Raw genomic sequence first — 18,923 nt, 5'->3', positions numbered from 1 at the left:
AGTGATCAAAAAGTAAACAGTCGCGTGAAGAAAAATGAAGCAGGCAAATCCTAAAAAATGAAGTAGACTACGGAGTGAGTGATTTTGGAGCAAGGATGTATATGAGTGACCTTGGTAGATGGGGAGTTATAGATCCGTTGGCAGAGAAAATGAGAAGATGGTCTACCTACAATTATGCATTTGATAATCCAATAAGATTTGTTGATCCTGACGGAAGAGAACCATTTAATGAGTATGATAAGAATGGCAAGATGATTAGTAATTTAGGTGGAAATAAAATTGATTTTTACCATCAAAGAAATGGAGATACTAAAGTAGTTAGTCGACAAACTGGAGCTTCAAATATTATTAAAGGTGGAGAATCTATTATTAGTGGTTATACTCATAGAGGAAAAGATGTAGGATGGGACACTATAGCACTTGAATATTTTGGAGGAAGTGGACCTGCTCGCAGTCTATTTAGTGATTTTAATGATTCTAATGATGGACCTTTTGCTTCTCTAGATAAGCCATCGTCTCCATATTCTTCTTTAGCAAGAAAGGATGCAATGAATTCAAAAGAACTAAAAGGAGTTGTTAAAATGGATTATCTTCAAGCTAACCCCATCACAGCAAATTTTGATGGGTATGAGCAGATGTGGGGAAGATCAAATGTGTCTTGGTATAAATTAGGAGATGAAACACTTTTTTTAATGACTGATTCTAAGTCACAAGAGTCATTGTTTTATAGATTACCAGTAAATAATTTTGAAAGAACCGAAGGAAAGCTAAAAAGCTTTGGAAATACATATCAGACTTATATATGGACTGAAAGCAACTCCGAAATTCAAAAAAAAGTAATTAACCCAACCTCAAAGAACGTTTTTAAACAAGCTATAACACCACCATCTATACTAACAAGACCTAGATTTTAAATCGAACAACTTAAATTAATAAATATGAAGAAAAGTATAAGTTTAATTTTATTACCTTTTTTATTTTCGTGCCAAAATATTAGTAATGAAGATATATATGGAAAATATTCACCCATATCATACAAAAATACATATGACACTTTAACGATTAACAAGGATGGGGTTTATAACAGAGTAATTTACAATATAAAAGGGAAGAAAGTGTTGAATTACAATTCGAAATACAAATTAGAAGGTAACACAATAAAGTTTAATGATTTTTATTTAAATTTTGATAAAGATTTAATTGCCTTTCCAGAAGATGTGAATGATACTGATATGACTTATACTACTTTTTTTGAGAAAAAAGATAAGAATATTGTACTTTGCTTTGGCTACCATGATGGGGAGAATTGTTATAAAAAGATTATAGAATAAAAAAAACACTGAGCAAAGTCCCCACTAGTGCGAATGTCTCGTTCGTTCTTAGATAATAAACAAAGAGGCTGTCCAAACTTTTCGGACAGCCTCAATTTTTGTTGATTTTATTCGTACCCCTATACAAGAGGAGTATATGAACATTTGATTCTCAGACGGTATATCTGACTTTTCGGATACTCCCTTTTTTTATCTGATCTGAGATATAGATAATTGGTTTTTGTTACTGATCAATTGACCATTTATAAACTAATCATTGAAATTACTAAATTTATGGTTTATGGTAGAGCCCATACGTACTGCTATACCGAAAACAACTGTCTATTTATTATTAAATTTTGAGATTTCAATTTCCAAAACTTTTAGAAATTTATAATAAAAAAGTATTATAATAACTTTTAATTCCTACATTTCATTTTACTTACCTTTGCCCAACTCATCCAATAAATGAACAACCAATGCTATATATTGTATCTTATATTTGTAAAGAAAGACAATGGTAAATCCCCTCCCACAAAAATACCCCCTCCCAATTTCTCTCAATAGTTCAATCATTCCTTTATAGAAGAATTTACGACAATTTAACACCAAAAAAAAATTAATGAGTGTAGGGACACAAGGTACTAAGGATAAAGAGGTGGACATCAAACAACTTTTCTTTGCTACCCCCCTGCCAACAGTCAAACTTTTTCTCATACAGTTGTTTTATTGTATGTGGTTTTTGTAGATCTAATTTTATTTTCCACTTACTATTTTGTACTGGTAATATTCTTTAAACTATATGTTTTATTATTATCTTTTTTGAACAGTTTTTATTGGTGCGGTTTGTAGTTAAAAATATTTTAATAACTTTAATTTTAAAGTTAAAATCTCTGTGAATTGGCATGAATATTGACTTTATTAATATATCAAAGAACTGTTTTTAAGTTCTTTTTTTCTACATAGATTGTCACAATTGTATATAAAAAATGCCTAGAAGTGCTCGAACACAACTAGGCTACATCAATAAATTTTAATACATCTAAAACTTATTAACATGACAAATTTACAAAATTGTCTTGATACTGCTAGTATCTATTGTGGCACATATGCCAAGTATAACAACGGAAGCCTTTATGGTAAATGGTTAAACTTTTCGGACTATTCCGATTATGACGAATTACTTACAGCAATGTATGAACTTCATTCTGACGAGTCTGACCCAGAATTTATGTTTCAGGACTACGAACACTGTGAACTGTTTGAAAAACTAGGATTGATTAGTGAGTGTAATTTATCTTCTGAAATTTACGAAATAGCCGAGCAAATAAACGATTCTGGACATGATTTAGAAATTTTTGAAGCTTACCTTGATTGTGTTGGAAAAATGGATTTTCAGAGTGTTTATGACGGTGTAATAAACTATTATATGGGTGAGTATTCAGACGATGAAGAATTTGCTCAATATATTTTAGAAGAAAGTATTCCCGAAAGTCTACCAAATTATATTTATATTGATTGGGAAGCTACAGCAAGGAGTATAATGTTTGATTATTTTGAAAGTGACGGACATTATTTCCGTAGCTAAAATACAATCAGATTTAAATAGATTCAATCGGGTTCACTCCAAGCGTTTTTAAGAAAAACAGTGACCAAAATCGTGACCAAGTGACTAAAAGTGACCAAAATAAAAAAGCAACTTGCTGTAAATTAGCGAGTTGCTTTTATTTGGTTGTAGACCCACAGGGATTCGAACCCCGACTGACGGTACCAAAAACCGGAGTGCTACCGTTACACTATAGGTCTGCTTTACTTTGGTGATGCAAATTTATATATTTTTTTCTTATTTACAAATACCTCCTTTGAAAATTCTTGCTTTTTTAAGGTGAAAAAGGATAAAGTCTGAATTTTTCTATACCCAAATACCCTATTATTCTAAAAACAAAAACCATCCTTAAAAAGGATGGTTTGTAGACCCACAGGGATTCGAACCCCGAATGACGGTACCAAAAACCGGAGTGTTACCGTTACACTATAGGTCTGTTTTATTTTGGTGGTGCAAATTTACAGCTTTTTTCTTTACATACAAGAACTTTTTAATTTTTTTTTTAAATTTACTGTGGATTTTATTTACGGAAAATATGCTGATAGACTTCAATAATCTCAATATTAATCAATTATCATTCAATACGGAATTTGAAAAGAAAGTGAAATTTTTTCTTGAAGAATGGTTTTCGGAAAAAACAGGAGTAAATGTTCAGACATCAGGCTCTACAGGAGTTCCGAAAATCTTTGAAATTGAAAAAAATAAAATGGTCAACTCAGCAGTGATGACCTGTAATTTTTTGGGATTAAAAGAAGGTGATAAAGCATTGCTGTGCCTGCCGGTAGAATATATTTCAGGAAAAATGATGATTGTACGTTCTATAGAAAGACACCTGAAATTAAAAATTACCGAACCTTCTTTAAAACCTGTTGAAAACCTGAATGAAGAAATAGACTTTTGTGCCATGACACCACTTCAGGTCGAAAACTCGCTGGAAAAACTTCATTTGATTAAAAATCTGATCATTGGCGGAGCTGCAGTCTCAGAAAGTCTGAAAAATAAAATTTTGCAGATGAACCTCAGTACTTCAAATCGTATTTTTGAAACGTATGGAATGTCTGAAACCCTTTCCCATATTGGTTTAAAACAATTGATGCCGGAGCAGGAAGATTATTTCACAGTCTTTGAAAATGTAACCATCTCTTTGGATGATAGAGGATGTCTTAAGATTTTCGCACCCAATGTAAATGCTGAAGAATTGCAAACTAATGATTTAGTTGATATTAGAAATGAAAAACAATTTAAATTCCTCGGAAGAATTGACAATGTGATTAACTCAGGAGGAGCAAAAATTTTTCCGGAAACCCTTGAAGCTTTGGTGAAAAAAGAACTCCCAAACGAAGCCGTATTTATCGGTTTGCCAGATGATAGCTTGGGTCAGAAATTGATACTTGTTATAGAAGGAAATGAGTCTGATGAGGTTGTAAAGAAAATTTCAGAAATACCGTTTGAAAAGAATTTCCACAAGCCAAAAGAAATTATTTTCGTCCATGAAATTCCAAGAACTCCCAACGGAAAAGTAAATAGAATAGAACTCCAAAAAAATATAAACATCAACCTCTAGTCTCGGTTCTTGATTCTAGTATCTCAAAATCTTTAAAAAAATGAAAGACTTTTCAAAAGAACTCAGTTTCAAAACTTCCCGCAGCAGTGGAGCGGGCGGGCAAAACGTTAATAAAGTAGAGACTGCTGTTACCGTACTTTGGAAAGTAGAGGCATCAGAATTCTTTAATGAAGATGAAAAAGTATTGATTCAGGATAAACTGAAAAATAGAATCAATGCAGATGGGGTTTTATTTCTCACCGTTTCTGAAAGCAGAACCCAACTGATGAATAAAAATAAATCCATTGAAAAAATAATCGAAATCGTCAACAAAGCGCTTATTGTTCCCAAAAAGAGAACCGCAACAAAACCATCAAAAGGACAGAAACAAAAGAGATTGGATAACAAGAAAAAACTTTCAGATAAAAAAGAAAACAGGCGTTTCAGATTGTAATTTAAAATTTTATTCCCGATTAAAAAAAGAATTATAAAGCACATAATTAAGGGTAGTGTATCCGATACATTCCGTTTTTAAGTCCTATCTTTGTTAGAATTAATAATAATTGATCATGACAGCAACCATCTTTTTATCTGCAAAACACCGCCAGTCGGGATTGCTGCTGTCTTTACTTTACCTTCACACAGATTCTTTTCTGAAAAGTTCTAAGGACTTCATCATTTAGTCCCTGTCAGGATCCAAGACAGGGAATCACTTCCGATTTATTTATTACTTTTTGCAGTTTTCCATAGAAGAAGGCTGTTATATGCCTGGATTCTACATTGGATCAGTGGGGATTTACTGCATCTTAATTTTAAAAAAAATAAAAAAATGTCCAATCAAATTATTGTAACCACCGGAATTTATGATGCTATAAAAGATACACTCAGAAGAAAAAAAGTAAGCATCGGAGAAGAAAAAAGGCTTACGGAAGAACTTAGAAAAGCGAAACAGGTGCTGAGGAGAGATCTTCCTGCTGATATAGTCACAGTAGACAGAAAAGTAACATTAAAAGACCACACCTTGAACTTTGAACACGAATATATTTTTGTGCCGTCTACCAAAGCAAAGCTTAAGAAGAATAAACATTCCATTCTGTCGGATATTGCTCTTGCGGTAGTAGGATACAAAGTAGGAGATATCATAAATTGGCCTTTCAGAGAGGGAGAAAGGAAAATTGAGATTTTAAAAGTGGAAGCCTGGGAAGGGTAAAGCTTTGTTGAAAATATTAAGTTGAATTACAATGAAAGCGTGGCTCATTTTGGGTCGCGCTTTTTTATAAACCTGATGTGTTAGAAAACGCAATTTAACAAATGATAAAAAAAGACTACTCTATTACACTTTCTTCAAGTGCTTTGACTGCATTCCGTTTTTAAGTTTTATCTTTGCAAAAATTTTAAAAATGAGCAAACCGATAACTGAGTTCATAGAAAAGTATTACCTGCACTTCAACGCAGCTGCATTGGTGGATGCTTCCAAAGGATATGTTGCACATCTTAAAGATGGCGGAAAAATGATGATTACTTTGGCAGGAGCAATGTCTACTGCTGAATTAGGGAAGATTCTTGCTGAAATGATCCGTCAGGGAAAAGTAGATTTTATCTCTTGTACAGGGGCTAACCTTGAAGAAGATTTAATGAACCTTGTAGCACACTCTCACTATGAAAGAGTTCCTCATTATAGAGATTTAACAGCTCAGGATGAGTGGGATCTTTTAGAAAGAGGTCTAAACAGAGTTACAGATACTTGTATTCCTGAAGAAGAAGCTTTCAGAAGATTACAAAAACATATCGTAGAGATCTGGAAAGATGCAGAAGCTAAAGGAGAAAGATATTTCCCGCACGAATTCATGTACAAAATGATCCTTTCAGGAGTATTGGAGCAGTACTATGAAATTCCTAGAGAAAACTCTTGGATGATTGCTGCTGCAGAAGCTAATTTACCAATTGTAGTACCGGGATGGGAAGATTCTACAATGGGTAACATCTTCGCTTCTTACTGTATCAAAGGAGAGCTTAAGGCTACTACAATGAAATCAGGTATCGAATATATGACTTACCTTGCTGACTGGTATACTAAGAATTCAGGAGGAAAAGGAGTAGGATTCTTCCAGATTGGTGGAGGTATCGCAGGAGATTTCCCTATCTGTGTGGTTCCAATGTTGTATCAGGATATGGAAATGCATGACATTCCTTTCTGGTCTTATTTCTGCCAGATTTCTGATTCTACAACGTCTTACGGTTCATATTCAGGAGCAGTTCCAAATGAAAAAATCACTTGGGGTAAACTTGATATCACTACACCGAAATTTATCGTTGAAAGTGATGCTACCATCTGTGCACCATTGATGTTCTCTTATATCTTAGAAAACTAAGAACAAAATTCTCAAACGAGATTACCATATCAGCGCTTCAATTCATTTGAAGCGCTTTTTTATTTCTTTGGAAAAAATATTAGACTATTTAAACCATTAAGAAAAATGAAGATGATAAGAATAATTAAGTTTCATCTTTGATGAGAAGTAAAGTATGCCGCTAAATAAAATAGCTTCAGCTATTTCCCTTAATATTCTTTAAAACTTAAATAATCTTAACGGTTCAAATAAATGGTAGACACTTTTCTTACAGGTTGCACAGATTTTTTATCTGTAAAATCAGTCCAACGAATTCACCAACACAAAATAACGATATGCCAAGATTCCCTTTTCAATTTTAGTCAGACTATTGGGATCTTTACCACTCAATTTTGGGAGTACTTTTTTATTAACCGCATTCAGCAGTCTGAAAAATGATTTTTTCATATCTTTATCTTTTAATGAAACATCATTGAGTTTAAGAGAATTCAAAAATGATGCAAAAAAGATAGTGAGCAGATATGGATGAAATTTTCAAACAACAGGTGTACGAAGTAGCAAGGCTTATTCCTAAAGGAAGAGTGTCTACTTATGGTGCTATAGCGAAGGCTGTTGGCTATCCTAATCATTCCAGGCATGTAGGAAAAGCGATGGGAGGATGTCCGAAGGATGTTCCTGCTCACCGTGTCATTTCAAGTTCGGGAGTATTGTCTGTTCCGGAATTTCAACCTAAACTGGAAGCAGAAGGAATCACTGTGGAAAATCTTAGAATAAAAAACTTCAAAAAACTGTTCTGGGATCCTTTGGAGGAATTGTAAATTTCAAAGAATTTTTTTAACGCAAAGTTTTTATCTGTATACTGTATATTTTTAAAGGAGCAAACGCGGAATCCATTTCATTGATTCTTTCTAAGCGAATGTATCATTCATCACAAAGCTTCATCAGCGACAAAGTCGCAACACTTCGCCTCCTGAAATAAAGCATAAGAATCATCAATCCTTTGTGTCAAAAAAACGTTCACCTCAAAACCACACAACAAAAAAATGTCACTCCATAATTTAATATGAGTGACATCTATATTTTTTACAGTTTCAAGCCGTATTATTTTCTTCCTCTTGGGAGACCTTTCAGTTCTTCTTTCAGCTTTTCGTTCTCTTCTTTTAATAGAGCAATATAGTTTTGAAGGTTTTCAATAATAGCTCCAGGGATATTATCATAGTTGTTCTGGGTAGTAATGATTCCCGCAGAAGAAGATCTATCATTAAATACAGGATGGTCATTATTAACAACTACTGTAGCTTCCTCCTCTTCATAAATATCTTCCACCGGTACATTCAAAAAACGGGCAAGCTTATCCCATTCATCTCTTACGATCCTTACATCACCGCTTTCTTTTCTGCTGTAATTAGATACATCTGTTGCGATAAAATCAGCTACCTGCTGTTGTGTGTAGCCTTTTTGTTTTCTGATGACGCGTAATTTTTCTTTTTGCATGACCGACATTTTATACAAAAATGGCAAAAAAGCAGAAGCTGTACAATAAAAAGTAGAAAAAAATATGCGATAAAGAATGAGATTGAAGATAAAATGATACTAGGCTTAAAAACACAAATATTATCTGATGTAATTGTTGAAAATATTCTTCGTACTGCCATTTATTTCACAATAACTTCAGATTGATCAAAAATTATTGGTAAAAGTAGGTATTTAAACCTATAAGGTTTGGATTAGCAGTACACAATTTTATCGAAGATAAAATCCTTTCGCATTAAAGCATGAGCCATGTAAAAAACTTGTGCCTTTGCGTTTTTCCAACCCTTTTCAAACAAAAAAAAAGACTGCTCCAAAAATGAAACAGTCTCTCGTAAATTATTTTTCAAGTTGCTTATAGCTTCTCTGTATAAAATCTGTCAGGTCTTTTCCTTTCAGTAAATTTTGTGAAAGCTTGGCAAGATCCAGAGCATATTTGATTAAACTCTCTTTCTTTTCAGTATTCTCAGTCTTTAAGATTTGATTGGAAAGCTCACTGTTCGAATTCACCACAAGATTATACATCTCCGGGAAACCTCCCATTCCGAACATTCCACCTCCGCCTGTAGCCTGCATTTCCTTCATTCTTCTCATAAATTCTGGCTGGGTAATCGTGAACGGAGCATCATTACTGTCAAGGTCTTCAAGCTGAACCGTAAATTTAGAATCCTGAATAGCCTCTTCCACATTCTTTTTCAAAGACTCTTTTTCTATTTCATTCAGTTTTGAAATTACCGGCTCGTCTTTTTTGATTAGATTATTCACATGATCTGCATCTACTCTTGCGAACGAAATATTTTCTTTCGAAGTTTCAAGTTTCTGAATCACGTGTGAAATAATAGGAGAATCCAATAACAGAACTTCGTATCCTTTATCTTTCGCAGACTGGATATAGCTGTGCTGTTCATCAGCATTGGTAGCATACAATACAACTAACTTATTATCTTTATCAGTCTGCATTGGTTTGATTTTCTCTACCAATTCATCCCAAAGGAAATATTTACCGTCTGTTGTAGGATATAGAGTGAATTTATCAGCTTTTTCAGCAAATTTTTCTTCAGTAACAATTCCGTACTCAATAACTACCTTAATGTCGTTCCATTTTTGTTCATAATCTTCACGGTTTTCGTTAATCAGAGAAGCCATTTTGTCGGCTACTTTTTTCGTGATGTAAGACGAAATTTTCTTTACAGCACCGTCTGCCTGAAGATAAGAACGGGAAACGTTCAATGGGATATCCGGAGAATCAATTACCCCTCTCAGAAGCATCAGGAAGTCTGGAACGATTCCTTTTACTTCATCTGTTACAAATACCTGGTTTTGGTATAATTGAATTTTATCCTTGTCGATATTCAAATTGTTGCTCAGTTTCGGGAAGAACAGAACTCCGGTAAGGTTGAAAGGATAATCAACATTCAGGTGGATGTTGAATAAAGGCTCTTCAAACTGCATTGGATACAGCTCGTGATAGAATTTCATATAATCCTCATTAGTCAACTCACTTGGAGCAATCGTCCATGCCGGTACTGGATTATTGATGATATTGTCTACTTCTTCTGTTTCAGCTACAGCACCTTCGGGAGCATCTTCCGGTAATGGAAGTGTATGGGTTTTTGTTCCAAATTTGATTGGAACAGGCATGAATTTGTTATATTTTAATAACATCTCATGGATTTTTCCTTCTTCTAAAAACTCTACAGAATCTTCAGCAATATGAAGGATGATTTCCGTTCCTCTATCCGTTTTGTCAGTAGTTTCTTCAAGAGTGAATTCCGGGCTTCCATCACAGATCCAACGTACTGCTGGCTCATCTTTATAAGATTTTGTAAGAATTTCCACCTTTTCCGCTACCATAAATGCAGAGTAGAATCCAAGACCAAAATGTCCGATAATTCCTGAATTTTTCGCAGAATCTTTATATTTTTCCAAAAACTCTTCAGCGCCTGAGAAAGCAACCTGATTGATGTATTTCTCCACTTCTTCACCCGTCATACCAATACCTTGGTCTATGATGCGTAACGTTTTCTGTTCTTTATCAATTTTAACTTCAAGTTTTGGATTTCCATATTCCACTTTTGCTTCACCGATGCTTGTTAAATGTTTTAATTTTAAAGTAGCATCAGTTGCATTGGAAATTAATTCTCTTAAGAATATTTCGTGGTCACTGTAAAGAAATTTTTTAATAAGCGGGAAAATGTTTTCCACAGATACATTAATATTTCCTTTAGTTGTCATATTTTATAATTTTTAATTTTCAAATATTTCTCAAAAAAAATACCACGAAGAAGAATGTGACAGATTGACATTTTCTCGATTTATTATGAAACAGGTATATCATGTGGATTTTTCAAAGAAATACCTTACTTTTAATTCTTAAAATTCTTTAAAAATGAAGTTGAAATGTACAGTTTTTATTCTGCTCATCATGACTTGTTTCGTGTATGCACAGAAAAAGCCTTTAGATCATTCTGTTTATGACAGTTGGCAGAATATCGGCTCGAGAAAAATCTCAAATGATGGAAAATGGGTTGCCTATTCTGTGGATGCTCAGGAAGGAAATCCTAACCTTTTTTTATATTCGGTTAAAAATAAAACCTCAAAGAAGTTTGCAAGAGCTACAAAATTGAATTTTACAAATGATTCAAGGTTTGCTGTTTTTCAAATCCGCCCGGAGTATAAAGATATAAAGGCGGTAAAAGATAAAAAGCTCAAACAAAATAAATTAACAAAAGACAGCCTTGCTATCGTTGATTTTTTAAATGATAAAACAGAGAAAATTCCTAATGTAAAAGGATTTAAAACTCCTGAGAAAGCAGGTTCTTACATTGCTTATCTTCTGGAAAATACAAAAGATAAATCTTCAGAAGACAACTCTGATAAAGATGATGGAGATGAAAAGGATGAAGAAAAAAATGCAAAACCATTACAATTGGTAGTGCGAAACCTTTTAGATGGAAAAAGCACGACATATGATAATGTAGTACGTTATGAGTTCAGTAAAAACGGGAAGCAGCTTGTTTTTGTGACCAAAAAACCTGAGGAAAAGATCAGTAAAGATAAAAAGGAAAAGAAAGATTCATTAGACAAGAAATCTGAGGATAAAAAAGTTACCGACAAATCTAAACCAAAGAAATATGCACTTCAAACGGTGCAGGTAGTGGATCTGCAAAAAGGAACTGTCAATAAAATTTCTGAAATGGAGGGAGACTTTTCTCAGTTGTCTTTTGACGAAGAAGGAAATCAATTGGCTTATGTAGGAACTTCTTCGGCTCAGAATGATCTGGTGAAGTTGTATCAGTTGTATTATTTTAATTTTAAAGGAAACAAAAAGGAAATTGTTACCAATGAAAATGCCCAGATGAAAAAGAACTGGGTGATTTCTGAGAACCGTTCACCTATTTTCAGTAAAAACGGAAAACAACTGTATTTTGGTGTTGCTCCAAAACCTGTTGCAAAAGATACGGCAATGATTGCGAATGACCATGCAGTGGTAGATGTCTGGAGCTACAGAGATGACTATCTGCAAACGGTACAGTTAAAAGAATTGAAAAATGATCTGAAGAAATCGTATGCTGCAGTAATGCAGACAGAAAAACCGGAATTTTTTAGAAATATCGATGGTGAGGATCTGGATACTTTACGATTGGTGAATGAAGGAAATGCTGAATTCGCAATGGGTATTACAAGTCTTAATAACCGTATTTCTTCACAGTGGGAAGGCTCAACAAAGAAAACTTATTTCCTGATTGATAATAAAACAGGGGAGCGAACGGAAGTTATTAAAAACCTGGATGGGGCAGTTGCTGTATCTCCGCTTGGAAATTTTATTGTGATTTTTGACAGAGAAAAAGGGAAATGGCTGAGCTATAATGTGAAAACAAAACAAACACTTCCGTTGAGTAACGGTTTACCTGTTTCTTTCGTTGACGAGGAATTTGATATGCCGGATTTCCCGAATTCTTATGGTATTGCATCATGGACGGATAAGGATGAATCTGTGATAATCAGAGACCGCTATGATCTTTGGGAATTTTTCCTGAATGGTTCAAAAAAACCGAGAAACATCACCAATGGATTTGGCCGTAAAAATAAAATAACATTTGATACGTACGATTTAGATAAAGATATTAAAAGTTTAAACAGAAAATCAGCTATTTATTTATCTGCATTTGATAATACTACCAAAGCGAACGGAATTTTCAAAACATCCATTCAATCGAACGCTGATCCTGTAAAAATTCAGATGGAAAATGTATGGGGATATCGAAGTCTTCAAAAAGCAAAAAATGCTGAGGAATATATTTTAGTAAAAGAATCGTACACAGATTCTCCCAATATTTTTGCAACATCAGACTTTTCAGAACAGCAGAAACTAAGCGATACGAATCCACAGCAAAAACAATACAACTGGGGATCTGGTGAACTGGTAAACTGGACAACACCAAAAGGAAATACATCCACGGGAATTTTATACAAGCCGGAAGATTTCAATCCGAATAAAAAGTATCCTATGATTGTCTATTTCTATGAAAAACTATCGGATAATTTAAACCGTTATGTAGCACCGGCTCCTACACCTTCAAGATTGAATATCTCTTATTTTGTGAGCAACGGATATCTGGTTTTTACCCCTGATATCTCTTATACCGATGGTTTCCCGGGAGAATCAGCAATGGAATACATCAATTCCGGAGTTGAAAAGCTAAAGCAGAATGCATGGGTAGATGGTGCTAAAATTGGAATTCAGGGACAAAGCTGGGGAGGTTATCAGGTAGCCTATCTTATTGCCCACACCAATATGTATGCAGCAGCATGGAGTGGTGCTCCCGTTGTCAACATGACTTCCGCATATGGAGGAATCCGTTGGACTTCAGGGATGAACAGACAGTTTCAGTACGAAAAATCCCAGAGCAGGCTTGGAAAGAATCTATGGGAAGCTCCGGATCTTTATATTAAAAACTCACCGCTTTTCACCATTAATCAGGTAAAAACTCCGGTAGTCATTATGAGTAATGATAAAGATGGGGCAGTTCCATGGTATCAGGGAATAGAAATGTTTACTGCATTACGTCGCCTAGGAAAACCTTCATGGCTTCTGAACTATAATGGGGATGATCATAACCTTGTAAAACGCCAGAACAGAAAAGATATTCAAATACGTGAACAGCAGTTTTTTGATTACTATCTAAAAGGGGCTAAAGCTCCGGTCTGGATGACAAAAGGTATCCCAGCCACCCAAAAAGGAAAAGATTGGGGATTTGAGCTGACAGATGATAAACCAAACTAATAAAATTCCGGCGGAGTCAAAGACTCCGCCGGAATTTTTTATTACCAAAAAAATGAAGAATAAACTGACACAATGACATTTTTTTTATGTTGGGTCTGTTGATCGCTTTTATTATATTTACCGCCAATTATAAATAACAGTATGGGAATCTTTGATTTTTTTAAGAAAAAGAATAATAATCAGGAAAATGTGAGTACTCCGGTTCAGGAAATAGAAAAGCCAGAGGAAAAAGTAGTAGAGGAAGTGGTGGAAGAAGTTGTGGAAACAATACCAGAAACTCCCTCACAGCAGGTAGAAGAGTCAAAAGTAAATGAAGAATTTGAAAAAATCAGGATTTATAACGATTATATCGTGTATTCTATCGCGCTTCAGTTAAGAGGAGAGTATACACCGCTTTCCGCTTTTGAAAAAGAAAATGGTGAGATAGAAGGCTTTGCTTATATGGTAACTGAAGATGCCTATGCACTTCCTCCACAACAGGCAATTGCGCAGATGGAAGAAAAGTTTGAAACTGAACTTCAGGCGGGAAAGATCAAATCTTATATGATTCTTTATCATTCTCAGTTTGATCATAACGGAAATCACACTCCTGCAACTCAGGATGGAGAATTTAAAGGAATTTCTCTTGCATATCATTTTGCCGGAGATGACAAGGCGAAAACAGGTCTTCCTTATGTTTTTGAAAATCAGAATGTCACTTATAAAGGTTTTGCAGAGTTTTCTCACGAAGAAAATAATGAAATCATGAATCATCAGTTGATTGAAGGTAAAAATTATTTTCCTAATACAGAGGGAATTGCAGCTCCTGAAATGACTAACGATGCCGGAATTATCATAAGAAAATCAAATGTTCATAATCTTGTCAATACATGGAGCGGAATTTTTGGACATGAAAATTTTCAAACTAAAGATTACGGTCAATATTTAACCAATGTTTTAATGCAGTCTACAGTTTCTGATCCGCTTGGGGAAAGCAAAAGTAAGACAGAATTTGAGGATGTTAGGTTCAAAACCATTTTTACAGAAGAGCTTAGCACGATTATTCCGGAAGTAAAAACTGATTATACGTTAGATTTTGAAACGAGGTCAATCAGAGAGTGGGAAAATGCGCTGAACTTACAGGCTATCGTAGCAGGTCCTGCCAGAGATACTTTTGGCGTTTGGTTCTTTGCAACGGACTATGCAGAAAATAGAAATACATACATGACACAGCCTCATCTTAAGGTGAACGTAAGTGGAATTGTTCTGATCCTTGATGCCCATACCAATACTGATCTGCCGGATGGTACCAAAATGAGTGAAGATTTCACAACATATGCACCAAGTCAGGATCTTCCTAATTATGCATGTTTTGACTTCATTGGCCAAATTGTAGACTTTAAGGAAACAGTATTGCTTGATGATGGAAGCGTTAAAGGCTATATCCTGAAATTGAAGCTGATCACGAATGAAGAAAATGAAGACTTCTTCACTATTGATGCTTTTGTGAATAAAGAGAATATGAGAATAGAAACTCTTACAAAAGGAATGAAAGTAACAGGAGCGCTTCAGCTTCAAGGTAAAATTTCTGAATAATTTTTAAAAATATAAAAACTCAAAGAGGTTGTTCTACGGAATGACCTCTTTTTTATTATAGAAAAAACGGAAAGATTATTTTAACGCAAAGGGATAAGAGATTCGAAAGTTGATCCTAAGGAAGCAAAGATTTGCGACTTTGTCGCTGATGAAGCTCTGAGTAATGCGTTTGCTTAGTAAGAATCAATAAAATTGATTCCGTCCTTTGCTCTCTTAAAAATATTACAGTATACAAATGAAACCTTTGCGTTAAAATATATCTGCATTATAAAAAAACAAAAAAGGCAATCCGAAGACTGCCTTTTCTATATTTTTTCTGAAAAATTATTTATTTTTCATTTCTTCCTTGATCTTGTTTTCCAATTCCTCAGAAAGATCTGGATTGTCTTTTAAAACATCTTTTACAGCATCACGTCCCTGACCTAATTTAGTCTCTTCGTAGCTGAACCAAGATCCGCTTTTCTTTACAATTCCCATGTCTACTGCAGTATCCAGAATTTCACCTACTTTAGAAACTCCTTCTCCATACATGATATCAAATTCTGCCTGCTTGAAAGGAGGTGCTACTTTATTTTTCACAATCTTCACTTTCACACGGCTACCAATAGCCTCATCACCTTGTTTGATAGGGGCACTTGCTTTTCTGATGTCAATTCTCACAGAAGCATAGAACTTAAGAGCGTTACCTCCGGTAGTAGTTTCAGGGTTTCCAAACATTACACCGATTTTTTCTCTCAACTGGTTAATGAAGATTACGGTACATTTCGTTCTTGAAATAGTAGCAGTTAATTTTCTTAATGCCTGAGACATTAATCTTGCGTGAAGACCCATTTTAGAATCTCCCATTTCTCCTTCGATCTCTGCTTTTGGCGTAAGAGCAGCTACGGAGTCAATGACAACAATGTCAATAGCTCCTGAACGGATCAGGTTATCAGCAATTTCCAGAGCCTGCTCACCATTATCCGGTTGAGAAATGATTAAGTTTTCAAGATCGATTCCTAGTTTTCCTGCATAACCCCTGTCGAAAGCGTGCTCTGCATCAATGAATGCAGCAATACCCCCTGCTTTTTGAGCCTCAGCAATAGCATGAAGGGTCAAAGTTGTTTTACCTGAAGATTCAGGACCATATATTTCAATGATTCTTCCTTTTGGATATCCGCCTATTCCTAATGCAATATCTAATCCTAAAGAACCGGAAGGAATTACTTCTATTGTATTGTCTATAGATTGATCACCTAAAGTCATTACAGTACCCTTTCCATATGTTTTATCTAGTTTGTCAAGCACTAAAGCGAGTGCTTTTTTCTTATCATCAATGTTACTCATCTCTATTAAAATAATTTCTCAAAAATACATAATTTAAACATCAAAAGCTAATATTATTTATCCCTGAAAGCTGTTTTTAGAGTTAAAAAATGATAAAATTTTTCTGCTGATCTTATTCATAACGAAGCACATGCAGAATGTGGTGTGAGTCTGAAAAAATATTAACAGGAAAGGAAGCTGGAGGCTGGTAGAAGGAAGTAATTAAAGCCCCAAAATACTATGGATTTAATTTTAAGCTTTGCTGGCGAAATTAGCTATACAATATTACTCCCAGCTTCCATCTTCGAGCTTCCTGACTTATCCTAATGAAAATTTGAATTTTTAGTGATTGCAAGATAATCTTCCAATACTTTCATTTGGTCTTTGTTTCCTCTTTGTATTCGTGCTTCACGACTTACGAGTTGATCATAAATTTTGTTGAAAAGTATTTTCGATTTCGGGAATAGATTTCTGCAAGGAACCTCCGGAATTTGTAATCTTTTACAAACTTCGTCATCCAGCAGAAACCAGGTACAGGAGATGTGCAGATATTTTAAATTTTTTCTCTGAAATTCATATTTTAAAATAGGATTTTCCAGTGATTCATCTAAAAGAGAGTGAGCCAGAAGAACAGAGCCCTTATCCGATGGCGGCTGAACGGAAGTCCATAAATAAAAATATTCTGTTGCTTGTTTTTTATCATCAGGAAGAAGCTGCTCCGGAATTCCCAAAAGATACCCTACATATTTCCAAAGGTGAAAAATTCCCTGCTCTTCTTCGATAGAAAAACTATTTCCCAGTTTCTGAAGACTATGAAGAAAGACCAAACTGAATCCGATGTACGTCGCCATCATATCCCACGAATTGATAGGCTCTCCCCAGTTGTCAGTTTCCCAATCTTTATAATGCTTTTTAATAGAAAGTCTGGCGTAAGAATGAATCAAACGGGTTTTGATGGCAAATTCATAGCCCTTTGCATGAATTTCCAGTGCATTGTATCGGGTAGCATTCACCCAAAAATCCAATGTTTCCGAAAGACGCTTTACGGCACCTTTTTTCAATGCTTCTGTTACAATAAGCGGTTTGTTGAGGTAAGCATAATCATAACCACCAATCAGACAATAATCTCTCAGGGAAATCAAAGAATCCAGGTTGCTTCTCATACAAAGTTCAGCACCGCTTTCAAGTAAATTATAATCTAACCATTCGGGGATTTTCTGGGTTTGACTGAAAAGTTTTTTTACACTTTCAGGTACGGAATCTGTTTCCGAAACCCCATTTCTGATGTAATTCTCAATTTCTCTTGAAGCTTCATGGAATTTTTTCGTGAAATAAACGTCTTTTACCACCTCGTCACCGGTTTCATCCACATGATGAAAATAAGGGGCAAACTTTTCAAATTTTTCAAAGCTCACTTCGGCTCCTGAAAATTCAATAAGCTGTTTTCCGTTGCCATTTTCCCAAAAATTCCTGAAATGGGCAGCATCTTTAAAACGGGGTTGTATCATGTTCATTCCTTTATCTATAAAAGTACAAGTTTTGCACCGAAATATACTGGTGAGATTTGTCAGGATAATGATTTCTTTTCTATAGATATCCCCATTCAAAAGTTTTTTTAATCAGCTCAGAGCTGTTTTTGCAATCGGATTTTCTTAAAATATTTTTCCTGTGGGTACGAACCGTTTCTTCCGAAATATTCAGAAGATCAGAAATTTCACATGTTGAGTATCCTTTTGCAATGCAATTGATGACTTCAACTTCTCTTTTGGTGAAAATGACAGGGATAGATTCCGGGAATTTGCCATGATCCATCCATTGCATCTGGTGAAAATCTTCCTGGCCGTTGATTCCGGAAACCAATACAACATAAGAATTTTGGTGCGTGATGTGTTCAATATTGGTATGGATGTTTACTGCCTGCAAAAGCCTGCCATCTTCATCTTTATAAGTATGTAAGGCCTGATGATGAAACAGTTCATAATTACCTTTTGAGGTTCTCATCCTGAAACAATAACTGGTTTTCAGTTCCTGCTGATAATCAAAACCGTTAATTTCTTTTATTTTTTCTATAGACATTCTTTCTGCTTCCATCACAAATTCTATATCATCGGGATGGATGAGGTCTATAATTTCTTTCAGATGTACAGGATATTTATGGAGACCATGAATTGCTAAAATATCCTCATCGTGATTACAAGTGATAGTGCTGTCTGCAAAATTGATGACATAATAGTAGAATTTTCCGGGAGCAAAAATTTGTCCGATTATGTTTTCAATGGTGGGAACGGGTAGTATTCTGTTGTTATTCTGTAAAATTTCAGGATAATCATTCCAGACCTTAATGAGGGGATGAGGTCTTTTTGCGTGAGTCAGGTGTTTTTTCTTCATTGGTTAATGTTTTCTTAAAAATAATAAA

Annotated in this window: 16 protein-coding genes and 2 tRNA genes; 10 read left to right on the top strand and 8 right to left on the bottom strand. The window is 34.8% G+C overall.

What is annotated here, in order from left to right:
• Positions 1–74 precede the first annotated feature (74 nt).
• From CQ046_RS20100 to CQ046_RS20090, 3 genes are all read left to right on the top strand, one after another.
• Positions 75–914 carry an RHS repeat domain-containing protein gene (locus tag CQ046_RS20100; protein ID WP_228407004.1) on the top strand — a complete coding sequence of 280 codons (840 nt, stop codon included), beginning with the start codon at positions 75–77 and terminating at the stop codon, positions 912–914.
• Positions 915–938: 24 nt separating this feature from the next.
• Entirely contained in the window at positions 939–1,331 is a 393-nt protein-coding gene (locus CQ046_RS20095) for a hypothetical protein (protein WP_105703970.1), read from the top strand.
• Positions 1,332–2,367: 1,036 nt separating this feature from the next.
• Complete coding sequence (locus CQ046_RS20090) at positions 2,368–2,898, top strand: antirestriction protein ArdA (RefSeq protein WP_105703969.1); 531 nt, start codon at positions 2,368–2,370, stop codon at positions 2,896–2,898.
• A 147-nt stretch (positions 2,899–3,045) separates the two neighbouring features.
• Here CQ046_RS20090 and CQ046_RS20085 read toward each other — a convergent pair.
• Together CQ046_RS20085 and CQ046_RS20080 are read right to left on the bottom strand one after the other, a co-directional pair.
• Positions 3,046–3,116: transfer RNA gene (locus tag CQ046_RS20085), tRNA-Gln, on the bottom strand.
• 165 nt (positions 3,117–3,281) lie between these two features.
• Positions 3,282–3,352, bottom strand: a tRNA-Gln gene (locus tag CQ046_RS20080).
• Between the two features lie 99 nt (positions 3,353–3,451).
• Here CQ046_RS20080 and CQ046_RS20075 point away from each other — a divergent pair.
• The 4 genes from CQ046_RS20075 to CQ046_RS20060 all read left to right on the top strand — a co-directional run bounded on the left by CQ046_RS20075 (position 3,452) and on the right by CQ046_RS20060 (position 6,831).
• Positions 3,452–4,480, top strand: coding sequence for an AMP-binding protein (locus CQ046_RS20075; RefSeq protein WP_105703968.1), 1,029 nt, complete (start codon positions 3,452–3,454; stop codon positions 4,478–4,480).
• 28 nt (positions 4,481–4,508) lie between these two features.
• Complete coding sequence (gene arfB, locus CQ046_RS20070; protein ID WP_317047033.1) at positions 4,509–4,913, top strand: alternative ribosome rescue aminoacyl-tRNA hydrolase ArfB; 405 nt, start codon at positions 4,509–4,511, stop codon at positions 4,911–4,913.
• Positions 4,914–5,288: 375 nt separating this feature from the next.
• The gene (locus CQ046_RS20065) at positions 5,289–5,669 is read left to right on the top strand and encodes a GreA/GreB family elongation factor (protein WP_105703966.1); all 381 of its coding nucleotides are present in this window, start codon (positions 5,289–5,291) and stop codon (positions 5,667–5,669) included.
• A 190-nt stretch (positions 5,670–5,859) separates the two neighbouring features.
• Positions 5,860–6,831 (top strand): deoxyhypusine synthase family protein, encoded by a 972-nt coding sequence (locus CQ046_RS20060; protein ID WP_034673009.1) that lies wholly within the window; start codon positions 5,860–5,862, stop codon positions 6,829–6,831.
• 279 nt (positions 6,832–7,110) lie between these two features.
• Here CQ046_RS20060 and CQ046_RS23720 read toward each other — a convergent pair whose 3' ends face one another.
• On the bottom strand, positions 7,111–7,257 hold the full coding sequence (locus CQ046_RS23720) for a hypothetical protein (RefSeq protein ID WP_165790561.1): 147 nt from the start codon (positions 7,255–7,257) through the stop codon (positions 7,111–7,113).
• Positions 7,258–7,331: 74 nt separating this feature from the next.
• On the opposite strand from CQ046_RS23720, the gene CQ046_RS20050 reads away from it, so the two are divergent.
• Positions 7,332–7,628 (top strand): MGMT family protein, encoded by a 297-nt coding sequence (locus tag CQ046_RS20050; protein ID WP_034697384.1) that lies wholly within the window; start codon positions 7,332–7,334, stop codon positions 7,626–7,628.
• Positions 7,629–7,911: 283 nt separating this feature from the next.
• Here CQ046_RS20050 and CQ046_RS20045 read toward each other — a convergent pair whose 3' ends face one another.
• Both CQ046_RS20045 and htpG read right to left on the bottom strand, forming a co-directional pair.
• Complete coding sequence (locus tag CQ046_RS20045) at positions 7,912–8,304, bottom strand: helix-turn-helix transcriptional regulator (protein ID WP_105703964.1); 393 nt, start codon at positions 8,302–8,304, stop codon at positions 7,912–7,914.
• 375 nt (positions 8,305–8,679) lie between these two features.
• Positions 8,680–10,575 (bottom strand): molecular chaperone HtpG, encoded by a 1,896-nt coding sequence (gene htpG, locus CQ046_RS20035; RefSeq protein ID WP_105703962.1) that lies wholly within the window; start codon positions 10,573–10,575, stop codon positions 8,680–8,682.
• 154 nt (positions 10,576–10,729) lie between these two features.
• Here htpG and CQ046_RS20030 point away from each other — a divergent pair, with 154 nt between their 5' ends.
• Together CQ046_RS20030 and CQ046_RS20025 are read left to right on the top strand one after the other, a co-directional pair.
• On the top strand, positions 10,730–13,627 hold the full coding sequence (locus CQ046_RS20030; RefSeq protein WP_105703961.1) for a prolyl oligopeptidase family serine peptidase: 2,898 nt from the start codon (positions 10,730–10,732) through the stop codon (positions 13,625–13,627).
• A gap of 141 nt (positions 13,628–13,768) precedes the next feature.
• Entirely contained in the window at positions 13,769–15,202 is a 1,434-nt protein-coding gene (locus CQ046_RS20025) for a hypothetical protein (RefSeq protein WP_105703960.1), read from the top strand.
• 324 nt (positions 15,203–15,526) lie between these two features.
• On the opposite strand, the gene recA is transcribed toward CQ046_RS20025, so the two are convergent.
• The 3 genes from recA to CQ046_RS20010 all read right to left on the bottom strand — a co-directional run bounded on the left by recA (position 15,527) and on the right by CQ046_RS20010 (position 18,895).
• Positions 15,527–16,528, bottom strand: coding sequence for a recombinase RecA (recA, locus tag CQ046_RS20020; RefSeq protein ID WP_105703959.1), 1,002 nt, complete (start codon positions 16,526–16,528; stop codon positions 15,527–15,529).
• 302 nt (positions 16,529–16,830) lie between these two features.
• Entirely contained in the window at positions 16,831–18,021 is a 1,191-nt protein-coding gene (locus CQ046_RS20015) for an oxygenase MpaB family protein (protein WP_228407003.1), read from the bottom strand.
• 73 nt (positions 18,022–18,094) lie between these two features.
• Positions 18,095–18,895, bottom strand: coding sequence for a response regulator transcription factor (locus CQ046_RS20010; protein WP_105703957.1), 801 nt, complete (start codon positions 18,893–18,895; stop codon positions 18,095–18,097).
• Between the last annotated feature and the right edge of the window lie 28 nt (positions 18,896–18,923).

It is taken from the genome of Chryseobacterium sp. MYb7 (genome assembly GCF_002979455.1).
Classification (GTDB): Bacteria; Bacteroidota; Bacteroidia; order Flavobacteriales; family Weeksellaceae; genus Chryseobacterium.
Note: the sequence above shows the minus strand (reverse complement) of the source record. Positions and strands in the feature narration are given on the sequence as shown.

Coding starts and splice junctions, on each gene's coding strand:
- CQ046_RS20095 (WP_105703970.1), top strand. CDS start 939: ATGAAGAAAAGTATAAGTTTAATTTTATTACCTTTTTTATTTTCGTGC.
- CQ046_RS20090 (WP_105703969.1), top strand. CDS start 2,368: ATGACAAATTTACAAAATTGTCTTGATACTGCTAGTATCTATTGTGGC.
- CQ046_RS20075 (WP_105703968.1), top strand. CDS start 3,452: ATGCTGATAGACTTCAATAATCTCAATATTAATCAATTATCATTCAAT.
- CQ046_RS20065 (WP_105703966.1), top strand. CDS start 5,289: ATGTCCAATCAAATTATTGTAACCACCGGAATTTATGATGCTATAAAA.
- CQ046_RS20060 (WP_034673009.1), top strand. CDS start 5,860: ATGAGCAAACCGATAACTGAGTTCATAGAAAAGTATTACCTGCACTTC.
- CQ046_RS23720 (WP_165790561.1), bottom strand. CDS start 7,257: ATGAAAAAATCATTTTTCAGACTGCTGAATGCGGTTAATAAAAAAGTA.
- CQ046_RS20050 (WP_034697384.1), top strand. CDS start 7,332: ATGGATGAAATTTTCAAACAACAGGTGTACGAAGTAGCAAGGCTTATT.
- CQ046_RS20045 (WP_105703964.1), bottom strand. CDS start 8,304: ATGCAAAAAGAAAAATTACGCGTCATCAGAAAACAAAAAGGCTACACA.
- htpG (WP_105703962.1), bottom strand. CDS start 10,575: ATGACAACTAAAGGAAATATTAATGTATCTGTGGAAAACATTTTCCCG.
- CQ046_RS20030 (WP_105703961.1), top strand. CDS start 10,730: ATGAAGTTGAAATGTACAGTTTTTATTCTGCTCATCATGACTTGTTTC.
- CQ046_RS20025 (WP_105703960.1), top strand. CDS start 13,769: ATGGGAATCTTTGATTTTTTTAAGAAAAAGAATAATAATCAGGAAAAT.
- recA (WP_105703959.1), bottom strand. CDS start 16,528: ATGAGTAACATTGATGATAAGAAAAAAGCACTCGCTTTAGTGCTTGAC.
- CQ046_RS20015 (WP_228407003.1), bottom strand. CDS start 18,021: ATGAACATGATACAACCCCGTTTTAAAGATGCTGCCCATTTCAGGAAT.
- CQ046_RS20010 (WP_105703957.1), bottom strand. CDS start 18,895: ATGAAGAAAAAACACCTGACTCACGCAAAAAGACCTCATCCCCTCATT.